This window comes from Paenibacillus sp. FSL R10-2199, assembly GCF_038000235.1.
Taxonomy (GTDB): Bacteria; Bacillota; Bacilli; order Paenibacillales; family Paenibacillaceae; genus Paenibacillus_AQ; species Paenibacillus_AQ phytohabitans.
In genome coordinates, this window is record NZ_JBBOBO010000001.1 from 2,553,380 (window position 1) to 2,575,043 (window position 21,664).

General features: G+C 53.9%; 13 protein-coding genes and 1 riboswitch. Of the genes, 8 read left to right on the top strand and 5 right to left on the bottom strand.

Annotated features, from left to right (window positions below):
- The first annotated feature begins 228 nt into the window (after nucleotides 1-228).
- The 6 genes from NYE33_RS11230 (at nucleotide 229) to NYE33_RS11255 (ending at nucleotide 13,716) form a co-directional block, all read left to right on the top strand.
- Nucleotides 229-5,727 (top strand): S-layer homology domain-containing protein, encoded by a 5,499-nt coding sequence (locus tag NYE33_RS11230; protein WP_341065827.1) that lies wholly within the window; start codon nucleotides 229-231, stop codon nucleotides 5,725-5,727.
- Nucleotides 5,728-6,021: 294 nt separating this feature from the next.
- Nucleotides 6,022-6,993, top strand: a complete 972-nt coding sequence (locus NYE33_RS11235; RefSeq protein ID WP_231575211.1) for an ABC transporter permease — start codon at nucleotides 6,022-6,024, stop codon at nucleotides 6,991-6,993.
- A gap of 37 nt (nucleotides 6,994-7,030) precedes the next feature.
- Nucleotides 7,031-7,909 carry a carbohydrate ABC transporter permease gene (locus NYE33_RS11240; protein ID WP_042139614.1) on the top strand — a complete coding sequence of 293 codons (879 nt, stop codon included), beginning with the start codon at nucleotides 7,031-7,033 and terminating at the stop codon, nucleotides 7,907-7,909.
- A 60-nt stretch (nucleotides 7,910-7,969) separates the two neighbouring features.
- Nucleotides 7,970-9,571: an extracellular solute-binding protein gene (locus NYE33_RS11245; protein WP_341065831.1), complete on the top strand. Its 1,602-nt coding sequence runs from the start codon at nucleotides 7,970-7,972 to the stop codon at nucleotides 9,569-9,571.
- A gap of 37 nt (nucleotides 9,572-9,608) precedes the next feature.
- Nucleotides 9,609-11,915 carry a helix-turn-helix domain-containing protein gene (locus NYE33_RS11250; RefSeq protein ID WP_341065833.1) on the top strand — a complete coding sequence of 769 codons (2,307 nt, stop codon included), beginning with the start codon at nucleotides 9,609-9,611 and terminating at the stop codon, nucleotides 11,913-11,915.
- Between the two features lie 46 nt (nucleotides 11,916-11,961).
- Nucleotides 11,962-13,716 (top strand): hypothetical protein, encoded by a 1,755-nt coding sequence (locus NYE33_RS11255; RefSeq protein WP_341065834.1) that lies wholly within the window; start codon nucleotides 11,962-11,964, stop codon nucleotides 13,714-13,716.
- 152 nt (nucleotides 13,717-13,868) lie between these two features.
- Here the strand turns inward: NYE33_RS11255 and NYE33_RS11260 are convergent, their stop codons facing one another.
- On the bottom strand, nucleotides 13,869-14,915 hold the full coding sequence (locus tag NYE33_RS11260; RefSeq protein WP_042139611.1) for a glycoside hydrolase family 88/105 protein: 1,047 nt from the start codon (nucleotides 14,913-14,915) through the stop codon (nucleotides 13,869-13,871).
- A 148-nt stretch (nucleotides 14,916-15,063) separates the two neighbouring features.
- Here NYE33_RS11260 and NYE33_RS11265 point away from each other — a divergent pair, with 148 nt between their 5' ends.
- Entirely contained in the window at nucleotides 15,064-15,993 is a 930-nt protein-coding gene (locus NYE33_RS11265; protein WP_341065835.1) for an AraC family transcriptional regulator, read from the top strand.
- A 23-nt stretch (nucleotides 15,994-16,016) separates the two neighbouring features.
- On the opposite strand, the gene NYE33_RS11270 is transcribed toward NYE33_RS11265, so the two are convergent.
- A complete protein-coding gene (locus NYE33_RS11270) occupies nucleotides 16,017-17,348 on the bottom strand; it encodes an FAD-dependent oxidoreductase (protein WP_341065837.1) in 1,332 nt (443 codons plus the stop codon).
- A 144-nt stretch (nucleotides 17,349-17,492) separates the two neighbouring features.
- On the opposite strand from NYE33_RS11270, the gene NYE33_RS11275 reads away from it, so the two are divergent.
- Nucleotides 17,493-18,527, top strand: a complete 1,035-nt coding sequence (locus NYE33_RS11275; protein ID WP_179093622.1) for a LacI family DNA-binding transcriptional regulator — start codon at nucleotides 17,493-17,495, stop codon at nucleotides 18,525-18,527.
- 57 nt (nucleotides 18,528-18,584) lie between these two features.
- On the opposite strand, the gene hpt is transcribed toward NYE33_RS11275, so the two are convergent.
- From hpt to NYE33_RS11290, 3 genes are read right to left on the bottom strand one after another with little or no spacing between them, the layout of a single operon-like run.
- A complete protein-coding gene (gene hpt, locus NYE33_RS11280) occupies nucleotides 18,585-19,112 on the bottom strand; it encodes a hypoxanthine phosphoribosyltransferase (RefSeq protein WP_076247831.1) in 528 nt (175 codons plus the stop codon).
- Between the two features lie 30 nt (nucleotides 19,113-19,142).
- Nucleotides 19,143-20,657, bottom strand: a complete 1,515-nt coding sequence (locus NYE33_RS11285; protein WP_336101632.1) for an IMP dehydrogenase — start codon at nucleotides 20,655-20,657, stop codon at nucleotides 19,143-19,145.
- 57 nt (nucleotides 20,658-20,714) lie between these two features.
- Nucleotides 20,715-21,275: a phosphoribosyltransferase gene (locus NYE33_RS11290; RefSeq protein WP_039308084.1), complete on the bottom strand. Its 561-nt coding sequence runs from the start codon at nucleotides 21,273-21,275 to the stop codon at nucleotides 20,715-20,717.
- Between the two features lie 118 nt (nucleotides 21,276-21,393).
- A riboswitch (purine riboswitch) is annotated at nucleotides 21,394-21,496 on the bottom strand.
- Between the last annotated feature and the right edge of the window lie 168 nt (nucleotides 21,497-21,664).

Consider the following 21,664-nt stretch of genomic DNA (forward strand, 5'->3'; position numbering starts at 1 on the left):
GAATAGCCATCCCGCATCTTAAGCATTAGATAGAGAGAAGCACAAAAATAGAAACCTCAAAATCACAAATAAAGCAGACCGTCACAAAAGGTGCAGATAACACAAAACGATGCCAGATGGTAGGTTATAGGTGCTTTAGACTCTGAAAGAAAGGAGGAACGTCCGGAGCTCCGGCCGGAGAGCGAGAATAAGCGAAGCCAATTATAGCCGCAAAGGAGGCATTCGATTTTGAGAACCCAAAGGTATTCCGCAAGAGTTGCTGCCGTACTGCTCAGTGTGCTGCTGATCCTGGACAGCGGGATTAACATCCCCCCTGCATATGCCGCATCTGCGCCGATCGCCAATATTCCAGGCTGGCCAACAAGCTACAATAACAATGGGGTGGACGGGGAAGTCTACATCGACCAAACCGTATTCAGCGCAGGTCAGGCCGCGTTAAAAATAGTGAACCGGACGCCCAAGGCCAGCAATGTGTTTCTGGCGATCCGGCAGAATGTTCCGGTGAAGCCCAATACCACCTATCAGGTAAGCCTGAAGGTCAAGGGGGCTCAAGCCTCGTACTCAAGTATCGCACTGAATGCCGGCTGGTCGCTAAAAAAGGCTCTGCCGACGGGAACCTTCGATTGGCAGTCCATGGTGTTTAATATTACAACAGATGCCTCGGCCACCTCTTACCCGTTCACCGTTCTCTCCGAGGGCGTAACAGGGGCGCTTTGGCTTGATGATTTGACGATGGTGGAGGCAGGAACGGATACCAATCTGCTGCAGAACGGGGACTTTGAGACTGTGCCGCAAGCCGCGGCTGTCAGCGCCGATCCTCCTTCTGGACCCGTGGAATCAGGCACAACTGTCAGCTTGGCTACAGCAACCGTCTCTGCTGCCGTTTATTACACAACAGATAGCACGGACCCTGTTTTGTCTCCGACAAAGCAATGGTACACCGGGCCGGTCGCCATCGATCGTTCATTAGTTTTGAAAGCGTATGCAAAAAGCCTAGGATATGCAGACAGTCCTGTCTCAACCTTCAGCTATAGCGTAAACGGAGCCGGGGCAGGCACGGTGACGGATGAGCAGACTTTCCTTGGAAGTCTGGCGGAAGGAAAGGCGGTGCCTGTCTATTATGCGGACGGGATCGTCCTGGACGGTGATTTAAGTGAATGGGACGAAGCCTCCTACATCGAATTGCCGCTGCCCGGAAGCAGCCAGGCCAATTTGGCCAGCTGGCAGGGACCTGACGATTTATTAGGCAGAGTATATTTTGCTTATAATCAGAATCTCCTCTATTTTGCCGTGAAGGTGCGCGATGATGTGCAATCCGGTGTGGCCGGAGCAGCGATGTGGTCAGGGGACAGTATCCAGTTCGCTTCGGGAACAAGTGTGTTGTATGGTCCGGAGTATGGATTCGCCCAGGTGAACGGAGCGCCTGAGGTATGGACATGGAATCAGGGAGATACGCCCGCAGATAAGCAGCCTATCCGGTTGCAGACCAAACGGGTTGGCTCCGAAACCATCTATGAGGCTGAAATTCCCTGGAGTGCGCTCCATGCGGATGAACCGGGGGCATCCATGCCTTTCAATTTTGTGCTGAATGACAATGACGGAGCCGGACGGAAGAATTGGGTGGAATGGACGCCGGGCATAGGGAAACTGAAGGACCAGTACAGCTTCGGGAATCTGTTCTTCATCCCGCAAAACAGTACGTGGGCGGCATGGCTGGACCGAGATTATATGCAACCGGAAGAGAACCGCTACACAGCGGAGCAGAATGAGCCGCTGGACTTTCAGCTGAAGCTGGTAAATTCCACAGATCAGGCGAAGCAATTCCAGACAAAGATAGCTCAAGTGGACCCGGCATGGAGGAATATCACAGTACCTGCGCATTCCGTATTGCAGTATCCGATTACGGCCTTCTTTGCCGGAACCGGAGAGCAATCGCTCACGGCAGAGGTCAGGGAAACGGGAACGGGCGAAGAGAGGACACTGGAGTGGGAGCTCGACATTCTTCCTTCCGGCACTCAGATTGAACAGGACATAGAGCAGCTTGAAGATAATATGGGTGAATTGAAAGCGCTGCTGGAGCAGGTGGAGGCGCAGGGGATTGCAGTGGATTATGAAAAGCTGGATATCGCGGTCATCGATAAATTTATTCCTTACGGCAAGGAAGATATTGCCCAAAATAAACTGGAACGGGCGCAATATGTCAGGGACCAGCTGTTGCTGTTGTACCAGCAGACCGAGGACCGCCTTGAGGCTTATTTGGCTGGGACACAGACGAGTTTCCCGGTTCCGCATTATGTTACCGGCGATGTGACTATCGACCGGCAATCTTTCATTGGCAACACGATCAATTCGCAGACAGGGACAGAGGAGTCAAGACCGGTCTTCTTTACCGGTTACGGGCATTTTGCCCAGGTGAAAAAGGATATTCCTGTTCTGTCCCAGCTTGGGTCGAACATGATCCAGATGGAGACCGGGCCTAACCGTATCCTCCAATCGCCCAATACGATACTTGGGTGGAGCACGGAGCTCAGGGGGGGAGCCAAGGCGAGCTTTTCTTACGGGACAGAAGTGGTTCACGAAGGAAGCCGTGCCTTGAAGATAGTCAACCTTACGCCCAAGGCTGCAAATGTGTACGGAACGGTATGGCAGAAAATAGCCGTCAAGCCAAACACCAATTATGAATTCAGCATGTGGGTCAAAGGCGCCAATGTAAACAACGTCTGGTTCGGGACCTTCGCAACCCGGCTGGGTATCCCGGCGGGAACCTATGATTGGCAGAAAATCACCAAAACCTATCGCACGGGCAGTGCCGAGACCTCGCTGGATTTCCGCATCGTGTCCGAGAATGTAACCGATTCTCTGCTGATCGACAGTATTGGCATTGTGGAAAGCGGGACCACCGCCAATCTGGCGGCGTATCCCGGATTTGAGGATGACGGTACGGTAGTGAAAGAGGATTATCTCATCTCTACGGCCAACATCCGCAATGATATCCAGCAGGCGCTGCAAAGTGCCGGTGAACATAATCAGGCGGTGAGCCTGCTGCTGTCACCGCACTATTTCCCGGAATTCCTGCTGCAAAAGTACCCTGAAATCCGTTCTACTAACAGCGGCTTCATCAAATTCAACTTTAATCATCCGAAGGCAAGGGAGGCGATTGAGGATTATCTGCGCACTCTGATTCCCATGGTCAAGGATTATCCTGCTCTCCAGAATATCGTATTGTCCAATGAGCCGGTGTTCATCTCTTATAAAGATCCTGCGCAAAAGCCCGCATGGCAGTCTTATCTGAAGCAGATGTATTCGGATATTGGACAGCTGAATGCCGTGTACAATACCGCCTATGAATCCTTTGAGCAGGTTGCGATGCCGCAGGCGGAGGAACGGACAGCACTTTATTATGACTGGATCAGCTTTAATGACCAGCTGTTTGCTGAGTGGCATGAATGGATGGCAGATATTATCCATGAAATGGCGCCGGATATTCCTGTAAGTGTAAAAATCATGGGTGGAGTGCTGGCCAAGTCCCAGTTGGCCAAGTCCCCGTTATCTTGGGGGATAGATCCGGAGCAGATATCCGGCCTCAGTGATCTGAATGGTCTGGATGCCTGGAATTATCTGCATGACGAGGGAGCAACGATTATAGAGAAGCTTAAATATTATGATCTGCTGTCCTCCTTTAAAACGGCTCCTGTGTTCAATTCGGAAGACCACATCATTCCCGACCGCGACAGCCGCTATGTGCCTGAACAGGCGCCCCATGTGCGCAACGATATATGGCAGGGAGCTATCCATGGACGAAGCGCTTCCACCATTTGGGTATGGGAAAGAACCACTGATCCCGCCAGCGATTTCGAGGGCAGTGTATTGTACCGTCCGGATGTCGTTTCGGCTATCGGCACAACAGGCATGGACCTGAACCGTCTGGCCCGTGAGGTGACCTCCTTCCAGAACGCTCCCGCAGAAACGGCCGTTCTGTATTCTAAGGCGTCCAACCTGTACCGTCCGGCTTATCTGGAGGCGGTGGACCGGGCCTATTCCGCTCTGTCCCTCTCCGGGCAGAAGGTCGGCTTTGTCAGTGAGAAGCAGATCGGGGAAGGCAAGCTGTCTTCCGTCAAGCTGCTGATTATTCCGGATGCCCGGAATGTGGACGCAGAGACTATAGAAGCCGTCAAAGCCTATATTGAACAAGGGGGGCAGGCGGTTGTGCTGGGCCAGGATTCCTTTATCCGGGATGCCCATAACCAGACGCATCCGGAAGCGGCCAGAAGCTATATTATGGCGCATGCTGCAGTTATTCCTGTAACAGGAACTGCAACCGCGTTAGCTTCGCCGACTCTCCCGGCATTGCAAGCGCAGCTTATTCCGCTGCTCAGACAGCTGAATCTGCTTCAGGTGGAATTGAAGGATGCTCAAACCGGAGAAACAGTCTCCAATGTGGAGTGGAGAACCAGTGTATACGAAGGCAGACTGCTGCTGAATGTCGCCAATTACAGCTGGCAGACCAAACAGGTAAATATACTTCTCAACGGACAGGCGCCGGAAAGCATACAGGAATTGATTCAGGGCAAGATTCTTGGAGCATCGGCCGTAACGCTTGCCCCGTTCACGCCGCAGCTGCTTAACTTGGGAACCGTAGAGGGCAGCCATCCCGATCCTGGCAGCAATCCCGATCTGGGCGGCAATCCTGATCCGGGCAGCAATCCCGTCACCACGGACAGCGTCACATTGCCGGGCAAGCTGAGTCTGGCGGCAGGGCAGGCCGGGGAGGTACAGCTCGGAGATGAAGTCAGACTCCTTCTCCCCAGTGGGTTTATAGATACTGCAGTGAGCTTCTCCATCAACAAGCTGCAGACAGGGCAGGGTTCCGGCGGGACCCTGCCGGGAGGATTGATCAGTCCGGTTTATGAGATCACCATGGAGCCTGACCTGATGCCCGCCAAATCTGCTACACTTAGCATCCGCTTTGATAAGGCGCAGTTGAAGGCGCATCAGCAGCCCGCAATGTTTGCCTGGAGCGAGCAGGAGCGTATCTGGGTGGAGATTGCAGGAACGGTGGACGGGGACCGGCTTACTGCCGGGGTGAATAGGTTCACGAAGTTTGCCGTATTCGCGCTCAGCCCTTCTCCGGCTGAGCCGGAGAAGGATGGAACAAGCACCGGAGCCGCTCCAAGCGATATTGGCGGCCACTGGGCCAAGGACAGCATCCTGCAGGCAATGTCCGCAGGGCTCGCGAACGGCTACGCGGACGGAACCTTTCGTCCGGATCAGCAGGTTGTCCGCGAGGAGTTCCTGACGCTGCTGGCCCGGGCCCGGGCACTGCAGCCGGCAGAGAGTCTGAGCGGCCTGTCCTTTACGGATGCGCAGTCGGTAAGCAGCTGGGCGCGAAGCTCTGCGGCCGCGGCTGTGCAGGCCGGATGGATAGAAGGCTACGCGGATGGCACCCTCCGTCCCGGAGCGCCGCTCTCCCGGGCGGAGCTGGCGGTTCTGCTCATGCGGGCGCACTACGGAACGGAAGTGAAGCTGGCTGCGGAGAAGATATCCTTCAAGGATGAAGCAGACATTCCGGTCTGGGCCAAAGCAGCGGTATCCGGCGCAACCGAAGCAGGCTTCCTCCAAGGTGACGCTCAGGGGAAATTCTTTCCACTGAAGACCGCGACCCGCGCTGAAGCGGTAGTGGTCCTGCTGAGAATAATGGAGCAGGAAACGGCTGTGTCTGAGTCTTAAGTTAAGATAGAGGGCGGCGAATCTTTATAATGTTTGCACGGGCGGCATTCCTTCGGGAATGCCGCTATTTGTGCTATATAAACTTCCAAAAAAGGAACCGAATGTACTGCCCGGCTTAAAAAATGAAGGTTGGAACAAATGATGAAGGGTGCCGGATCGGGAAATGGTGTAGAAAACGGGAAAGTGAAGGTTTCGGAAGCTCCTTCTTTCATGCTAATTTGAGGGCAGCCGTTCAGACAGAGGATGCGCTTGCTGAACGAGCCTTTAGCAAGAAACAAGAAAGGAGAGATTAACTTGTCACAATCCGCAGAGCCCTATATTCCACCGGCGATGCAGAAAGGCTCCGGAGCCGCAGTATCCAAAAGCCGATTCCGGAAACAGCTGAAGCGGGATAAATATTTGTATTTCATGCTTATTCCGGTTGCTGTATTCTTTGTGCTGTTCAAATACGGCCCATTATTCGGAGAAATTATTGCATTTAAAAATTACAGGCTGGCGGATGGAATATGGGGGAGCGAATGGGTAGGTCTGGAGCAGTTCAGGAAGCTGTTTGCCAGCCCGGAATTTTATACAGTACTGCGCAATACGCTGCTGCTTAATTTGTACAGTCTCGTATTTGCTTTCCCGGTGCCGATTATTCTGGCTATACTGCTCAACGAGGTGACCCGGAGCAGCTACAAGCGTGTGTTGCAAAATCTGCTGTACATCCCGCATTTCATCTCCTGGGTGGTTCTGGGGAGCATAGTCATCGCCATCCTGTCCCCATCCACCGGGATCGTGAATCAACTGATGCAATGGGTTGGTCTGGAGCCGATTTATTTCATGGCAGACACCTTCTGGTGGCCGGTATCCTTCATTGCTTCAAGCATATGGAAGGAGGCGGGATTCGGAACGATTCTGTATCTGGCGGCTATAAGCGGCATTGACCCTACCCTGTACGAGGCGTCCAAAATCGACGGAGCCAGTAAATTTAGACAAATCTGGCATGTCACCTTGCCGGGTATCCGCGGTACCGCGGCAATTCTGCTGATTCTCCGGGTAGGCCAAATGATGGATGTCGGCTTTGAGCAGGTCTACGCCATGAAGAACAGCGCCGTCAGCCAGGTTGCCGAGGTTATCAGTACTTATGTCTATACCCGCGGGATCGAAAATCTTCAATACAGCTATACAACGGCCCTGGGGCTGTTCCAGTCACTTATCGCCTTTATCTTGGTCATTTCGGTCAACCGGCTGATCAAGACTATGGGAGAGCGGGGCCTGTGGTAGGAGGAATCATGCTTACAGAAAGAGGTCGATTACATTTATGAAAGCCAAAGCCGAGTTCTCATCCGTATTTTTCCGGTGGCTGAATTATATCGCGCTTGCCTTGTTTGCCGCGGCGACAGTGTTTCCCTTTATCAATATTATCGCCACATCCTTCAGCGGCAGCCGGGCGATCAGCGGCGGGGAGGTTTTCCTCTGGCCGGTTGATTTTAATCTGGACGCCTACCGCAATCTGTTGGACGACGGGCAACTGGTAGTAGCCATGAAAAATACGGTGTTCATCACCGTTGCGGGGACTGCTTTTAACATGCTGTTCACCGTGCTGTGCGCCTATCCCTTGTCCAAAAGCAGGCTGCGGGGAAGAAATGCTATTCTGATGGCTGTATTGTTCACCATGCTGTTTGGCGGCGGGATGATTCCCCATTTTCTGTTAATTAACGCTCTGGGGCTGGTCAACACGTATTGGGCGCTCTGGCTGCCCGCATTAATCAGCGTCTATAACATGTTTGTCATGAAGTCCTTTTTCGAGGGACTTCCGGAAGAGGTGGAAGAATCCGCCGCTATCGATGGAGCCAATGAATTGACCATACTCTGGAGAATTATCCTTCCCTTGTCCATGCCGGTCATTGCGGCTCTGACCCTGTTCTATGCAGTGGGCTGGTGGAACTCTTATATGAATGTGCTGATTTATATCCAGAGCACCGACAAAATGTCCCTGATGGTCAGATTGTATCAGATGATCGAAATGGTCAGTCCCGAACTGCTGAAGAGCGGGGAAGGCGTAGGGCAGATTTCCATTACACCGGAGGGAATACGCGCGGCATCCATTGTTTTCTCGATCACGCCGATTCTCTGTGTTTACCCGTTCCTGCAAAAGCATTTTGTCAAAGGCGTTATGCTGGGTTCGGTCAAAGGCTGATATCACGAGCTTACCACAAGCTTGAAGATATGCTAGATTAATAAGGGAGGTTATTTAAAAATGAAAATGCACAAAACCAAATGGCTGTCCTCAGCGTTGACGCTGGGGATAGCGGCGGCCACGCTGCTGAGCGGGTGCGCGAACAACACGGACACGGCGAATAACAAGACAGATTCGCCGGCAACCTCCAGCCCCGAGGCGACAAACAGCAAGTCCAAGGCTGTAAGCGTTTCAATGTTCGACCGCGGCGGCGTTTCCAGCGATGAGGGCACCTATGAGGACAACCGCTGGGTCAAATGGATCAAGGAGCAGAGCGGGATAGACGTGAAGATTATTCCGGTTCCCCGGGCACAGGCCCAGGATAAATTAAATGTGCTGATCGCTTCCAACCAGGCGCCGGACCTGATTTGGGAATTTGACCGCAGTTATATCGGAAAGCTGGTTACTCAAGGGGCGATCCAGCCGATTGATGAATATATCGAGAAGTACAGCACCTCTTACAAAGCCTATCTGGAAGCGCATCCAGAACTTAAGCCGTACCTGACGTTCGACGGAAAAATGTATGCGGTTGCCACGGAGCGGACCATGAATTCCGTTGCCAATCACGGCGCCTGGATTCGCCAGGACTGGCTGGATAAGCTTGGACTGGCCATGCCGACCACCATTGACGAATTGCTTCAGGTCGCCCAGGCCTTCAAGGATGGAGACCCGGACGGCAACGGCGCCGCGGATACCACGCCGATCGTAGGCTCAACCACCTTTGACTTCTATTCGGCCATTTATGCGGATATGAACAACCAGTGGTATCTGGAAGACGACAAGATGGCGTACGGTGCCCTGCTTGACCGGTTCGGCGATGTCATGTCCCTGGAGAAGCAGGTATACGAGCAGGGGCTGGTCGATAAGGAATATTTGACCGACAAGAACAATCAGCGGGCCATCCAGCTCTGGACCACCGGCAAGGCAGGCATCTATATCGCCAACTGGGGCGGCGGAACGATGGAATCTCAACTGAAGGATATGCTGGCCAATGTGCCGGATGCGCAGCCTGTGCCGCTGGAGCCGGTATCCACGAAATACGGCAAATTCGGCCTGTATCAGGAGACCTCCCCATTCATTTATGTTGCCTTCAACAAGGATATGGCCGATCCCGAAGCGGCTGTGAATTATCTGGACTGGATGGTGGATGAAGGCTGGAAGGCACTTAACAACGGCTTTGAGGGCGAGCACTACACCGATGTGAACGGAGTCGCCAAGGTGATCGACCCTGACAAATTCAAGAAAGAAGTAGGATACGCCGGAGAATACGCCGTCCTGCGCAACAATACGTTCAAACCGGAAGATTTGCTGGTGAAGGCCGCTGCGGACGAAGTTTCCCAGCGCCTCGCCGCGCTCAGCAAGCAGGGGCTTGAGCTGGCGATGAAGAATGAATTCAGACGGGATATTCCATATCAGCCAAGCTTTGTGGAATTCAATGAAATCCAGACATCCATGACGCCCTTTATCAATGAGATCCGCGCCAAGGTTACCACACAGGGAAGCAAGTATACCGGGGACTGGGCGCTTGAGGAAATCCGTAAGGAATGGAAACGGCTGGGCGGAGAGCAGGTAGAGGTCCAGGCGCAGGAATGGTACGAGCAGAACAAGGCCAGTTTTGAGTAACGGCTGAGATCAGTCGGGAACTAAAGGATGGGGAGCTTTGCAGAATAAATGGGCAAAAAAATTGATGGCGGGCTTGCTGATTCTTTTGTTCCTGATTGTGTGCATATCGGGGCTGTTGTTTTATTTCATCTTCACCGGCGATCTTAAGGACCGCCTGACGCGGACGAATATGGAGCTGCTGGAGCATATGAACCAGAAGCTGGAGCTGGTGCTGAAGAGTGTGGACAATGAGTCCGTGCAGCTCGTTCAGAATGATGAGGTCCAGAAGTTTTTTGATGAGAAGCTTCCCAGCGAGGAAGCGGCGGGCAATGATTTCCGGCTGGGCGGACAGATCGACCGGCTCATAAGCAGTGACGATTACATCTTCTCCATTGATATGTATTCTTACAGCCAGAACAGGCTGGTTTCCGGGGATGTGCTGACCGAGGAACGCAAGCTGGAGGATTACGGCTGGATCAATACGTTCGAGACGTTCGATGGCTATTTTGAGTGGCTGCCGAGCCGCCAGCTGGTCATTAACCGGTCCAGCTCGCCGATCTACAGAAATGTGGTCACGCTGGTCCGCACCTATCCGCTGCTTCATTCCGTGGGTGCCCGCAAAGGGGCAATGGCACTGAATCTGAAGACGGAAATGCTGCTCTCGCTGATTCACAATGAGGATGAGGATCTTGGGGAGACCTTTATTGTGGATGAGACAGGGCAGATCGTGCTTCATCCCGCCGAGAACAAGCTGGGGCAGAACATCGGCCAGTCCTCATATATTCATGAGGCACTGAGCCGCAAGAGCAGAATGGGGAATTTTCACTCCCAGGTGGATCAGAAGCCGTCGATGGTCTTCTATACGGACTCTCCTTACACCGGATGGACGCTGATCCGCACCGTTTCCGATCTTAAGCTCAACCAGCCGCTTATTGCACTCCGCAATACGTTGGCCGTGATTTCGGCGATGATCCTCATTGCCGCTGCCGCCATGGGCCTGGCGCTCGGCAAGTGGACCTTCAGACCGCTGAACCGGTTTTTGCACACACTCTCCGTCAAATTGAACGAATATTCCCCACAGGCTAAGGAGACAGACCGGGCAGATGATCTGCAATTTCTGGAGTCCGCTTTTGAAGGGATTCTGGTTCAGAGCGACCAGCTGCACAAGCAGATGCGGGAAACCCATCCCATGCTTAAGTGGCAGCTGCTGATGGAGCTGCTCTCCAACTATAAGATCAATATCTACAATGTTGTGCAGTATATGGAGATGCTCGGAATCCAGTTTCATCCGAACCGCTTTGTCGTGCTGAACGCGGAGCTGGACCGGCGGGAGGAGATTGCTGCGATCCGGGATGTGCACCTGTACAATTATGCGCTTTGCAATTTGGCCGAAGAGTTGATTCTGGCAGAGGGAAAGGGCGCTGCCATCGAGCTGGAGAATGGCACCTGTGCGATCATCATCAGCTTTGCCGACGATGATGCCGATGCCGAGCTGCGGGCGGTGGCTGTGGCGGAACTGATCAAATCGTATGTGGAAGAGCACTTCCGGCGCACCATCTCCATTGGGGTGGGAGGGCTGGTGGAGTCTATGACAGAGCTTCACAAGTCCTTTAAGCAATCCAAAGAAGCCTTATCCTACCGCCTTGTCTTCGGCGCGAACTCGATCATTACCCGTGAGGATATTCACGGCGATCTTTCTCCCCGCTTCTACCGTTTGGTGGCGATGACGGAGGATATGATGGATTCGCTGAAGCTGCTGGATGGCACGAAGCTGCGCGAGCAGGTGGAACGATGGTTCGAAGCCTTCGCCGAATATGGCGTGCCGCCCCAGATCATCCGGCAGCTCAGCCTTCAATGCCTGATGAAGGCGGCGGAAATCGCCGAGGATGTTGGCATCGGCCACAATAATATCCAAATGCCCCAGGAGCTGCAGGAGTCGCTGAATCTGCACAAAAGCCTGGAAGAGATCAAGGAATTTCTAATGAAGACCCTGCAGGGGCATATGGAAGCCATCAAAGAGAAACGGAGCAGCAGAGAGAAAAACGGCCTGATTCTGAAGGTGCTGGAATATATTCATGACAATTACAGCCGAACCGATCTTTCGCTGAATTTGCTGGCTGAGGAATACCGGGTCAGCGTGTCCCATCTGAGCAAGCTGTTCAAGGAGCAGACCGAGGGCAACTTCATCGACTATCTGATGGCGCTGCGCATGGCTGAGGCCAAACGGCTGCTGGAGGAGACGGACGGCAAAATTATGGATATTGCCGAAGCGGTCGGCTACGGCAACGTCAACAGCTTTGTCCGCATTTTTAAAAAGTTCACTGCGCTGACGCCTTCCGAATACCGGGAGCAGCGGCGCAAGTAACAGGGAGCGGGAGAAGCCGGGGCATTGGCGGCTTCTCTTTCCTAATATGAAGGGTAGGATCACAATGAATAATCTGCTCGATGAACAGGCTCTCCTGCGGTGGAGGCTTGAGCAATTGGAGAATCAATTCAGCCCGGTGCATTCGATGATCAGAGAGAAATATACAACCAACGGCTACCACACCGCACTTCATAATGTGGAACAGGTGCATTCCATACGTTCTTCCATTGAATATGCCCAAGGGCTTTTGGATACCGGGCTTACGGATGCTGAGGATAGGGCTTTTGCCGTGATCCGGCAAATCGTTTCACTTCAGGACCATGATCCGGCCAGCGTGACTTATGGTATCTGGTCGTATTATCTGGAAGAGCCCTTGTCCAGCATGAGGCCCCCGGATTGGAACTGGGCGGATTTTATCGGGAAAGTACTTCTAACAACAGTAATCCGGCATAAGCACCGGATGCCTGCGGAGCTGCTGGATAGGGTGCGGGAATCGGTATTTCACGCCTGCGAGTCCATCATCCGGCGCAACATGGGTCCGCATTATACGAATATTGCCATTATGGGATCGTTTGTGACGCTGCTCGCGGGAGAAGTGTTTCAGAATCCGCGCTATCTGGATTATGGCTTGCAGAAATTCGAGGCCTTCCATCAATATGCCAGCCGAACCCGGACGTTTCAGGAATACAACAGTCCGACGTACACTAAGGTGGCGATTATTGAATTATCGCGCATCCGCTCCGCGACCAGGATCGGCCGGGCGCTGGAAATATGCGAGGATATGCTAAATTTGGCCTGGGAGGGGGTGGCACGGCATTTTCACGCGTCCACAGGGCAATGGGCGGGGCCACATAGCCGCTGTTATTCCACCTTGCTGCCGGATGCAGCTAGGGCGTTCCTGCAGCTGGCGCTGGAGGGAGAACTGGATTTTTGTGCTCCAGCGGATATGTTCTACGATCTGGAATGGTACAACCTTGGTATTTTCTGTCCCGAATCCTACCGCGCCTTGTTCAGGGAAGCCGCTGAAAGGGAAGTACGCGAGGTGTATTACCGCAGTGAAGACGGCTATGAAAAAACCGCTGTAACTTACATGACTACGCGCTATGCGCTTGGTTCGGCCAGCAAGGAGGTCATGTGGAATCAGCGGCGCAATCTGCTGGCCTATGTGGACGGTCCCGGCGGAACGGTCTATGCGGCGCTGCGGATGCTGCATGACGGCTATGATTTTTCCGCACCCGTCTTTTCCGCCGAGCAGCGCAAGGGGAACGTGCTGTGCGGTCTTCAGCTCTCGCTGAACGGCGGGGATACGCATATCGGTCTGGACCGGATCGACGGCGGCATCCAGGCAGAGGATCTGCGCCTGCGGCTGGAAATCGGCGGCAGTCTTGACGGTGTAACCGCCAATGCCGTGGACGGCGGGGCGGTGGTATCCATAGGCGGGGTGAAGCTTTCCCTTCGCGGTTTGTATACCCGGTTTGCCGGAGGGGCAACTTCGCTGGTCCAGAATCCGGAATGGGAAATTGTCCACAGCTGCGACACCCTCTGCCTTGATCTGGTGCTGTACAGCGGTGAACGCCGGAGAATTGATTTTACGGCTCTGGACGAGGCAGCGGTCGTCTTTACCTTGTCGGTACGCGAGGATGAGGGACGGGACAGCAGCCCGGACTCCTTCTTCGTAACCATGTCGGCCGCAGGCAACGGGGAAGAAGTTACTGCAAGCTGGAGTACGGAGGATGGGGAACTGGCGCTTAATCTGCGGCTGAAGCCGGACATGGTGGAAGCGCTCAGAGGACAGGACTAAGGGGTAAGGAGGCCCGGAGACTGATCTTCGGTATCTGAACATTAAGTGCTAGGTATACAAGCCCGGCACAGACCAAAGGCACCGCAAGGATTGCGGTGCCTTTGGTCTGGCTTCCCCCCGCATAGGCAGGGTCTTGTGAACGGAGTCAGCCTTCACTTCATGGCTTCGGCCAGAAGAATGAGCACCAGGCCTTGACCGTAGAGAGTGGGTATACAGGAGATTTCATTATAGTCCTCCACAGTGGGCATCACCGGAGTGCCGCCGGACACGCCGCCGACCTCCCCATCGGCCTTGATCGTGCCCAGCACCGCTTCAAGTGCAGCTCTGGCAGGTCCCAGAGCTGCTTCGCCGAGCAGGCCCATCCGTACAGCCTTGAATATCCCGGCTGCGATGCCGGCGCTCCCGGAGGTTTCAAGATAGAAGTCTGTCCGGTCCATGACTGTATGCCAGAGTCCGGACGGACTCTGATAACCGATTAACGCCGCCATCAAGCGGCGGTATCTCTCCGTAATGGAGGCAGGCACAGGCAGCAGGCCCTCCACCTCCTGCAGAATCATGGGCGCTGCAAGGGCAATCCAGGCGTTGGCTCTTGTCCATCTGGCTGCAGACATATGGTCACCGGTGATACAGTTCCAGCCGTGAAACAGCACGCCGCTCTGTTTATCCTCAAGCAGTCTCAGGTGAAGCTCCAGCTGGCTGAGGGCTTCCCGGGCATACCCGGTTTCTCCGGTCAGCCGGGCCAGACGGGCCAGAAACAGCACAGCCATAAACACGGTATCCGCCCAGACCTGCTCCGGAAAGCTTGCCTGTTCGGTCACCGTATGCTCGAAAGCGCCTTCCCGGGTTCTTGGCGCTTCATGCAGCATCCATTGACCGGTACGGACCGCGCTCTCCTTAAAGACAGGATTCCCTGTGACGCTGTACAGTGCGGGAAAGATGGCAAACGGAGCCATGGAGTTAATAACCTTTGCATGCCCGGATTGGTGCAAATGCGCAAGGGCCCATTCTGACAGCCGGTTTATAATCTCATCGCCGCCGTCCTGCTGATAATATTCCAGAATAGAGGCGGCACCTACGCCGGGAACCCAATCCCAATGCGCCATGTCCATTCCCCAATTACCGGAATGGTTCCGCAGCATATAGGAGTACACTTTGCCCGCTGCATACTCAAGTGTTTGTGATGAAGGTAAGGTTGTCATAATCTACTAGTCCTCCTGTGATCTAGAGTTGAGCTTATATTAAGCAGTATAAGTGGCTTGCCTGTATGAATTCTTGGGCGATCCTGCCCGATATATTGGAGAATTGTACACTTATACTGATGAGGAAAGGAAGCTTGGCATGTCTGGAATGAGATCTGTAAATGAGTTGGATTCTGCTTCTTCAGCGGGATTGAAGAAGCAGAATTCCTATATGGTCGATGATATGACGAACAGGGCGCTTGCAGATTACCCGGTTCAATGTGTACAGCGCATTAATGGCATCAAGCAGGCGGAACTGCACTCGCATCACGGTTATGAATGGTACTTCTGCCTGGCAGGAAGCGGGGGATTCATTGCGGGAGATCAAGCCTACGGGATTTTCGCGGGCAGCCTGATTATTGTGAGGCCGTCCGTGCTGCATATGCCCAGACCGGCCAATGGCCAGCCGCTGCACCGGCTGATTCTTTCGGTAGACGAGAGGTATCTGGACAGGCTTTGCAGCGTAGACCTCTCCACAGCGGAGCAAGTCTGCGAATGGCTGCCCGATGGAGCGTCTGCTTCTGTGCTCTGGCAGCTGAACACCGGACAGCTGGAGAGCGTCCGGGCTATTTTGCTCGAGCTGGAGAGCGAGCTTGCAGGCAAGAGGGAAGCGTACACCCTGGAAGTGCAAAGCCTTCTGCTCCGACTGTTCGCTGTGTTGACACGGCAGAAGGCTGGCCCGCCTTCCCAGCAAGCGGAGGAGCGCAGGAAGCTGCTCGCGGAGCAGATGACCGGCTACATTGCCGACCACTACAAGCTCCCCTTCCGGATGGAAGAGATGGTCCGTTATTTTCATTTCTCCCGCTCCTATTTGCACCGGATCTTTAAGCAGGAGACCGGCATTGCGATCCTGGAATATTTAACACATTACCGGATCAACCGTGCGAAGGAGCTGCTGGAAGCTGAGAGTATGCCGCTGATTGAGGTTGCGGTGACAGCCGGATTTCAAGATCTGTCTTATTTTTGCCGCAGCTTCAAACGCCTGACAGGTGTACCGCCGGGCCGTTACCGTAAGCTGCACCGGCAGGGCGGTAGATAGTCCGGGCCGGTTGCTGTAAAGGCTTATAATTTCCCGGAACATTCAGGGGTAACCCGCTGGCCGTTGTTCCCGGCAGACAGTGCAGTTCCATGAAACTGTACGCCCTGCTCAGCCAGAAGCTGATGCAGCCGCGGAATTGAAATATCCGCCATATGGACGGTGCCCTCTTCCTTGGCGACAGCTGCTGCAATTCCGGCCGCCTGACCCAGCGCATAGCAGGTGGCCTGCACGCGCATGGAGGACATGGCTACATGAGTCGCTGAAATGCTTCGTCCCGCCACCAATAGCCCCTGCACACCGGCAGGCACCATACAGCGGTACGGAATATCGTAGCTTCCCAGCTGGCGCTCCTCCGTCGTTTTTTGCCCGTCAGGGCTGTGAATATCGATTTCATAATTGGTCTGCGCCACGACATCCCCGAACCTGCGGGCTTCAAGCAAATCCTGTTCGGTCAAGGTGTACAGGCCAACGATTTGCCCGGTTTCCCTCACACCGGTCTGGCCGGGAATATGGGCAATAATGTAATTCTCAAAGCCGTTGCGCTGCAAATAATGGGCCGTTGAGAAAACCTGGCGCAGAGCCTCGCGCTCCGCGAAGTTGATGTCTTCAATACGGGCACCGTTGCCCTTAACGCGGGTCATATTGACCAGAAGCGTGCCGTCGTCATTCTTTTCCCAGTACAGGTGGCGTCCCTGCGGCAGATCGTCTACGGACTCATATATCTCACAGTCCTCAGGAAGATAAGGGACAACCGGTTTGCCGGTATTCTGCATGGTGAACATAAGGGTCATAGGCTGTGTTAATCCGTCCTGTTCCCGGCCGTAGCGCATAGGCACTCCGGCATCCCTGGCCACAGCAGCGTCCCCTGAGCAGTCCAGCACAATCCCGCCCATGAAGGCCTTCAGCCCTTCGCGGGTCCGGGCCAGTACTCCGCGTACCCGCTGCCCCTCCATGACGGGCTGGACATAGACGGTATGGTAGAAGACCTTAACCTTCTCCCGGTGCAGTTTGCCGTTCAGATAATGGCGCACTGCAAAGGGGGAATACTGGTCCTTCCGGGAGTGCAGCGACATCAGGTGGGAGCCGGGAACGGCTTCGGGAGTCGTCTCCTCAAGCATTTCACGGTAGATGCCGGTCACGTTGCCGACACTCATATAGATGCTGACATTAGCCAGTGTTCCCATCCCTCCAAGCTGCCCTGATTGCTCTAGTAGTATTACCTTCTGTCCGCAGCGGGCGGCGGAGATCGCCGCCGCTGTCCCGGCCGGACCGCCCCCGATAACAACGACATCGGCCTCCTCATATATCTCTGCAGCCACCTGCAGATTTATCTGTTCTTTTTTCACCATATTCATCCTTTCTATATAGAGCTTAGCTTTATAATAGATATAAGGAACAAGGGATTATAGCTTGATTTTAGTTGTACTTAGGGGATTGTGGGCTTGCATTGCAGGAGAGCTATGGAAGAATGGAATGGCCAAGTAAAAGGGGGAAGCCGTGTGTCAAAGAGAAAAACGGTCACGCTGCGCGATCTGGCGGACCGCCTGGGGCTGAGCGTGTACACAGTGTCCAAAGCGCTGCGCGGGCTGCCGGGCATGTCGGAACCGACCCGCAGGCTGGTATTCGCTACTGCCCGGGCAATGAATTATGCGACCAAAGCGCAGGAAGCGGGGCTTGCCGCTGAATCCATTGCCTATGCGGCGGGCAAGCCCCGCCGGTTCGTCATGCTGATGCCTGCAGACCACTCATTTCTGAATCTGCAGTTCCATGGTCTGCATCAGCGCATGGATGAACTGGGCCATCAGGTACAATCCGTATTGCTGCCGTTTGAGGGGCCCCAGCCGGACAAGCTGGCGGACTGGCTGGAGGAGAGCGGCATTCTATACTGCGACGGATTGTTTCTGTCGCCGCTGCTGCCCGTCTGGGCAGAGACCATTCTGCTGCAGCTTGGTCTTCCGAAGGTAATGATCAATTTCCCGCCCGAAGGTGCCGAGGTGGACAGTGTAATCTGGGATGTCCAGCATGCGATCATTCTTGCGGTAAATGCGCTCTGCCGCAGCGGTCATCGCCGAATTCTGTACGTGGGAGAGCCGGACGGACAGCGGGGATTCCGCTTGCGCTATCAGAGCTTCAGGGCCGCCTGTGCAAGCCGGGGAATTTCCGCTGCTGAACAGATGTATCATGTGAACCCCGCTGATCCTCAATGGCTTGCTGACTTATCGGCCATTCTTCAGACCGGAAGCCCTACGGCTATTCTCTCGGCGAATCATGGACAAGCCTGGCCCATTCTGCGGAAGGTGCAGGAATTGGGACTTAATATTCCGGAGCAGATATCAATTGTTGCGATGGAGCATGGGGAACTGGAGGCTTGTCCCGGCTTGTCGCGCCCGGCGCTGCTGGTCCAGGAGGCAGGGGAGCGGGCGGCTGAGCTGATGCTGCGGCGGATTGCCAATCCGCTGGCACCTTATGAGCAAATCCGGCTGCTGGGACCGTTTCTGACAGGGGAGACGGTTGCGGAACCATCTCTCTGCTGAACAAAGAAACCGTCAATTCTCCAGCTATAGGAGAATTGACGGTTTCTTAATCCTAGTTTAATCGCCCGTCTCCACAATCCACACCTCAGGAAGATTGCGGAACTGCTCGGCGTAATCCAGACCATAGCCGACAACGAATTCGTCGGGAATGTCAATGCCGCAGTATTCGACCGGAACTTCGACCAGGCGGCGGGAAGGTTTGCTTAGAATAGTACAGATACGGACACTTGCAGCTTCGCGCAGGGCGAACAGCTGCCTCAGATGCTGCAGAGTCAGGCCGGTGTCGATCAGATCTTCGACGAGCAGCACATGTTTGCCGCGGATATCGGTATCGATATCCTTCTTGATCGTGATCACTCCGGAGGAAGTGGAGCTTGCCCCGTAACTGGACACCGACATGTAATCAATGCCGACCGGGAGGGTGATTTCGCGCATCAGATCGGACATGAATACAGCGCCGCCCTTGAGAATGCCGATTAGTACAAGCTCTTTGCCTTCATAGTCACGCGATATTTCTGCGCCCAGTTCCTGAACTCTTTGCTGCAGCTGGTCCTTGCTGACCAGAACTTTGATAATTTGTGTCATGGTTGACGCTCCTTATGGATTAGGATGTGATCAGGAGGATGATCTGTCCTTTTCCTTCAGCATAACATCATGTGCGCCTCCTTCAAAGATGGTTGTGGAGGAAACCAGTGTTATCTTCGCCTGCTTCTGCAGTGCCGGGATGGTCAGCGAGCCGCAGTTGCACATGGTTGATTTGATTTTGCTGATGCTGAGATCCAGATTATCCTTGAGCCGTCCGGCATAAGGAATGAAGGAATCCACGCCTTCCTCGAACTCCAGCTTGCTCTCTTTGTCGGCATTGCCGAAGTCATAACGCTGCCAGTTGCGGGCGCGGCTCGACCCCTCACCCCAATATTCCTTGACGAAGTTCCCGCCGACCAGCAGCTTGCGTCCGGGGCTTTCATCGAATCTGGCAAAATAGCGGCCCAGCATCACGAAGTCAGCTCCCATCGCCAGCGCCAGCACAATATGGTAATCATGGACAATCCCGCCATCGGAACAGATCGGGACATAGATGCCGGTCTGCTCGTAATATTCCTGGCGGGCGGCTGCGACTTCAATGACGGAGGAGGCCTGGCCGCGTCCGATCCCTTTTTGCTCCCGGGTAATACAGATGGAACCGCCGCCGATGCCGACTTTGATGAAATCCGCCCCGGCTTCCACGAGGTACAGGAAACCTTCCTTGTCGACGACATTGCCCGCCCCGACCTTCACTTTCTCCCCGAAAGTATCCTTAATATAATGGATGGTTTCGGCCTGCCATTCGGAATAACCGTCAGAGGAATCAATGCACAGAACATCCGCCCCGGCTTCCACCAGCGCCGGTACGCGCTCCTTATAATCCCGGGAGTTGATGCCCGCGCCGACAATGAGCTGTTTGTTGTCATCATGCAGCTCCAGCGGATACTCCTGATGGCTGTCATAATCCTTGCGGAACACAAGGTGGACGAGATGGCCGCTGGCATTAACAATCGGCAGGCAGTTCAGCTTATGATCCCAGATCATATCATTGGCTTCGGTTAAGGTGATGCCTTCTTCGGCATAGATCAGTGAAGATAACGGCGTCATAAATTCAGTAATCGGGCACTCCGGCGGCAGACGGTTCTCGCGGTAATCGCGGCTTGTGACAATGCCCATCAGCTTGCCTGTCGGTTCCCCGTTGTCCGTAATGGCAATGGTGGAGTGGCCGCTGCGCGCTTTCAGCGCCAGTACATCCTGCAGTGTATCCTCCGGCTTCAGATTGGAGTCGCTGAGGACGAAGCCGGCTTTGAACTTTTTGACCCGGCGGACCATCTCGACCTGCTGCTCGATCGACTGCGAGCCATAGATGAAGGAGATGCCGCCGCTTTTGGCCAGGGCAATCGCCATGTTATGGTCGGATACGGCCTGCATGACTGCTGAGGTAACAGGCAGATTCATGGTCAGCGCCGGAGTCTCGCCCTTGCGGAATTTGGTTACTGGCGTCCGGAGATCGACATTCCCCGGGATGCACTTTTTGGTGGTCAGACTGGGCACCAGCAGGAACTCACTGAAGGTTCTTGAAGGCTGCTCATAATAATAAGCCATGGCTTGTCACTCCCCTGCTAAAGTTTCATCAATTCTGCGGTTGTTGAATTATACACTTCATACCTTGGATAGAAACCTTACCGGCACCCCGATGTCCGTTTCCAGTTGCTTGTAGTGTTCCCCTTTGGCCAGAATTGCCTGCACACCCACAAGCTCAATGCCCATAACGGACATTTGCTCAGCGATGCAGCGGATGGTAGCGCCTGAACTGATCACATCATCCAGCAGCAGCACCCGGTCACCGGCGGAGAATCCGTCAAAATAAATATAATTCTCGTTATACGCCGTTTCGCGTTTGATGCTGACCTCGTAATTCTCATACAGCTCCGTGCTGAGCCGCAGGATATTCATCGGCTTCATCAGCTTATAGGCCGCAAGCATGCCCCAGGTATGCCCGCCCGGTTCAGGCGATACGATGTAATCGAAATCCGGGAATTGTTCCGTAACGGCCTCTGCCAGACTATCGGTAATCTCGCTGATCAGCTCAGGGGTGATGTAGGTTCCGCGTTCTCCAAAAGGGTATAGCTTAAAGTCATAGGCTGTATCTTTATTCTTGTAGATCCTCACATTCTTGGCTTGGCTGATCGATTCACTTAACCGTGCGTAGGATGCACTCATTGCCCTCACTCCTTCTATTATAGATGCCAAAAACCCCAGGACCAAGAGGCGCAGGACAAGACTGGTATGTCAGGAGGAGAAGCCGGGCATAGCCGTGTTCCCTTCACTGGTTGCTCCAGTATCTTGTCTGGCCTCTTGTAGCCTGGGGCAATTTACGGTTGCCTGTAGATACGCTCATTCCAAATTAACGAGCTTATACAAGAGATGTTTGATTAGAGAATCTGACATATTAATGAATCGGATGGTTTATAAATGATTGTTTACGATTTTGGTGTTATATAATATTACGCAGATCATTTGTTATATGCTATCATCCGCAATAATGTGTGTCAATATTTTGTTTTAATGTTATATAAGATAACATAAACGTGTTTGAATTGATTTTTAAG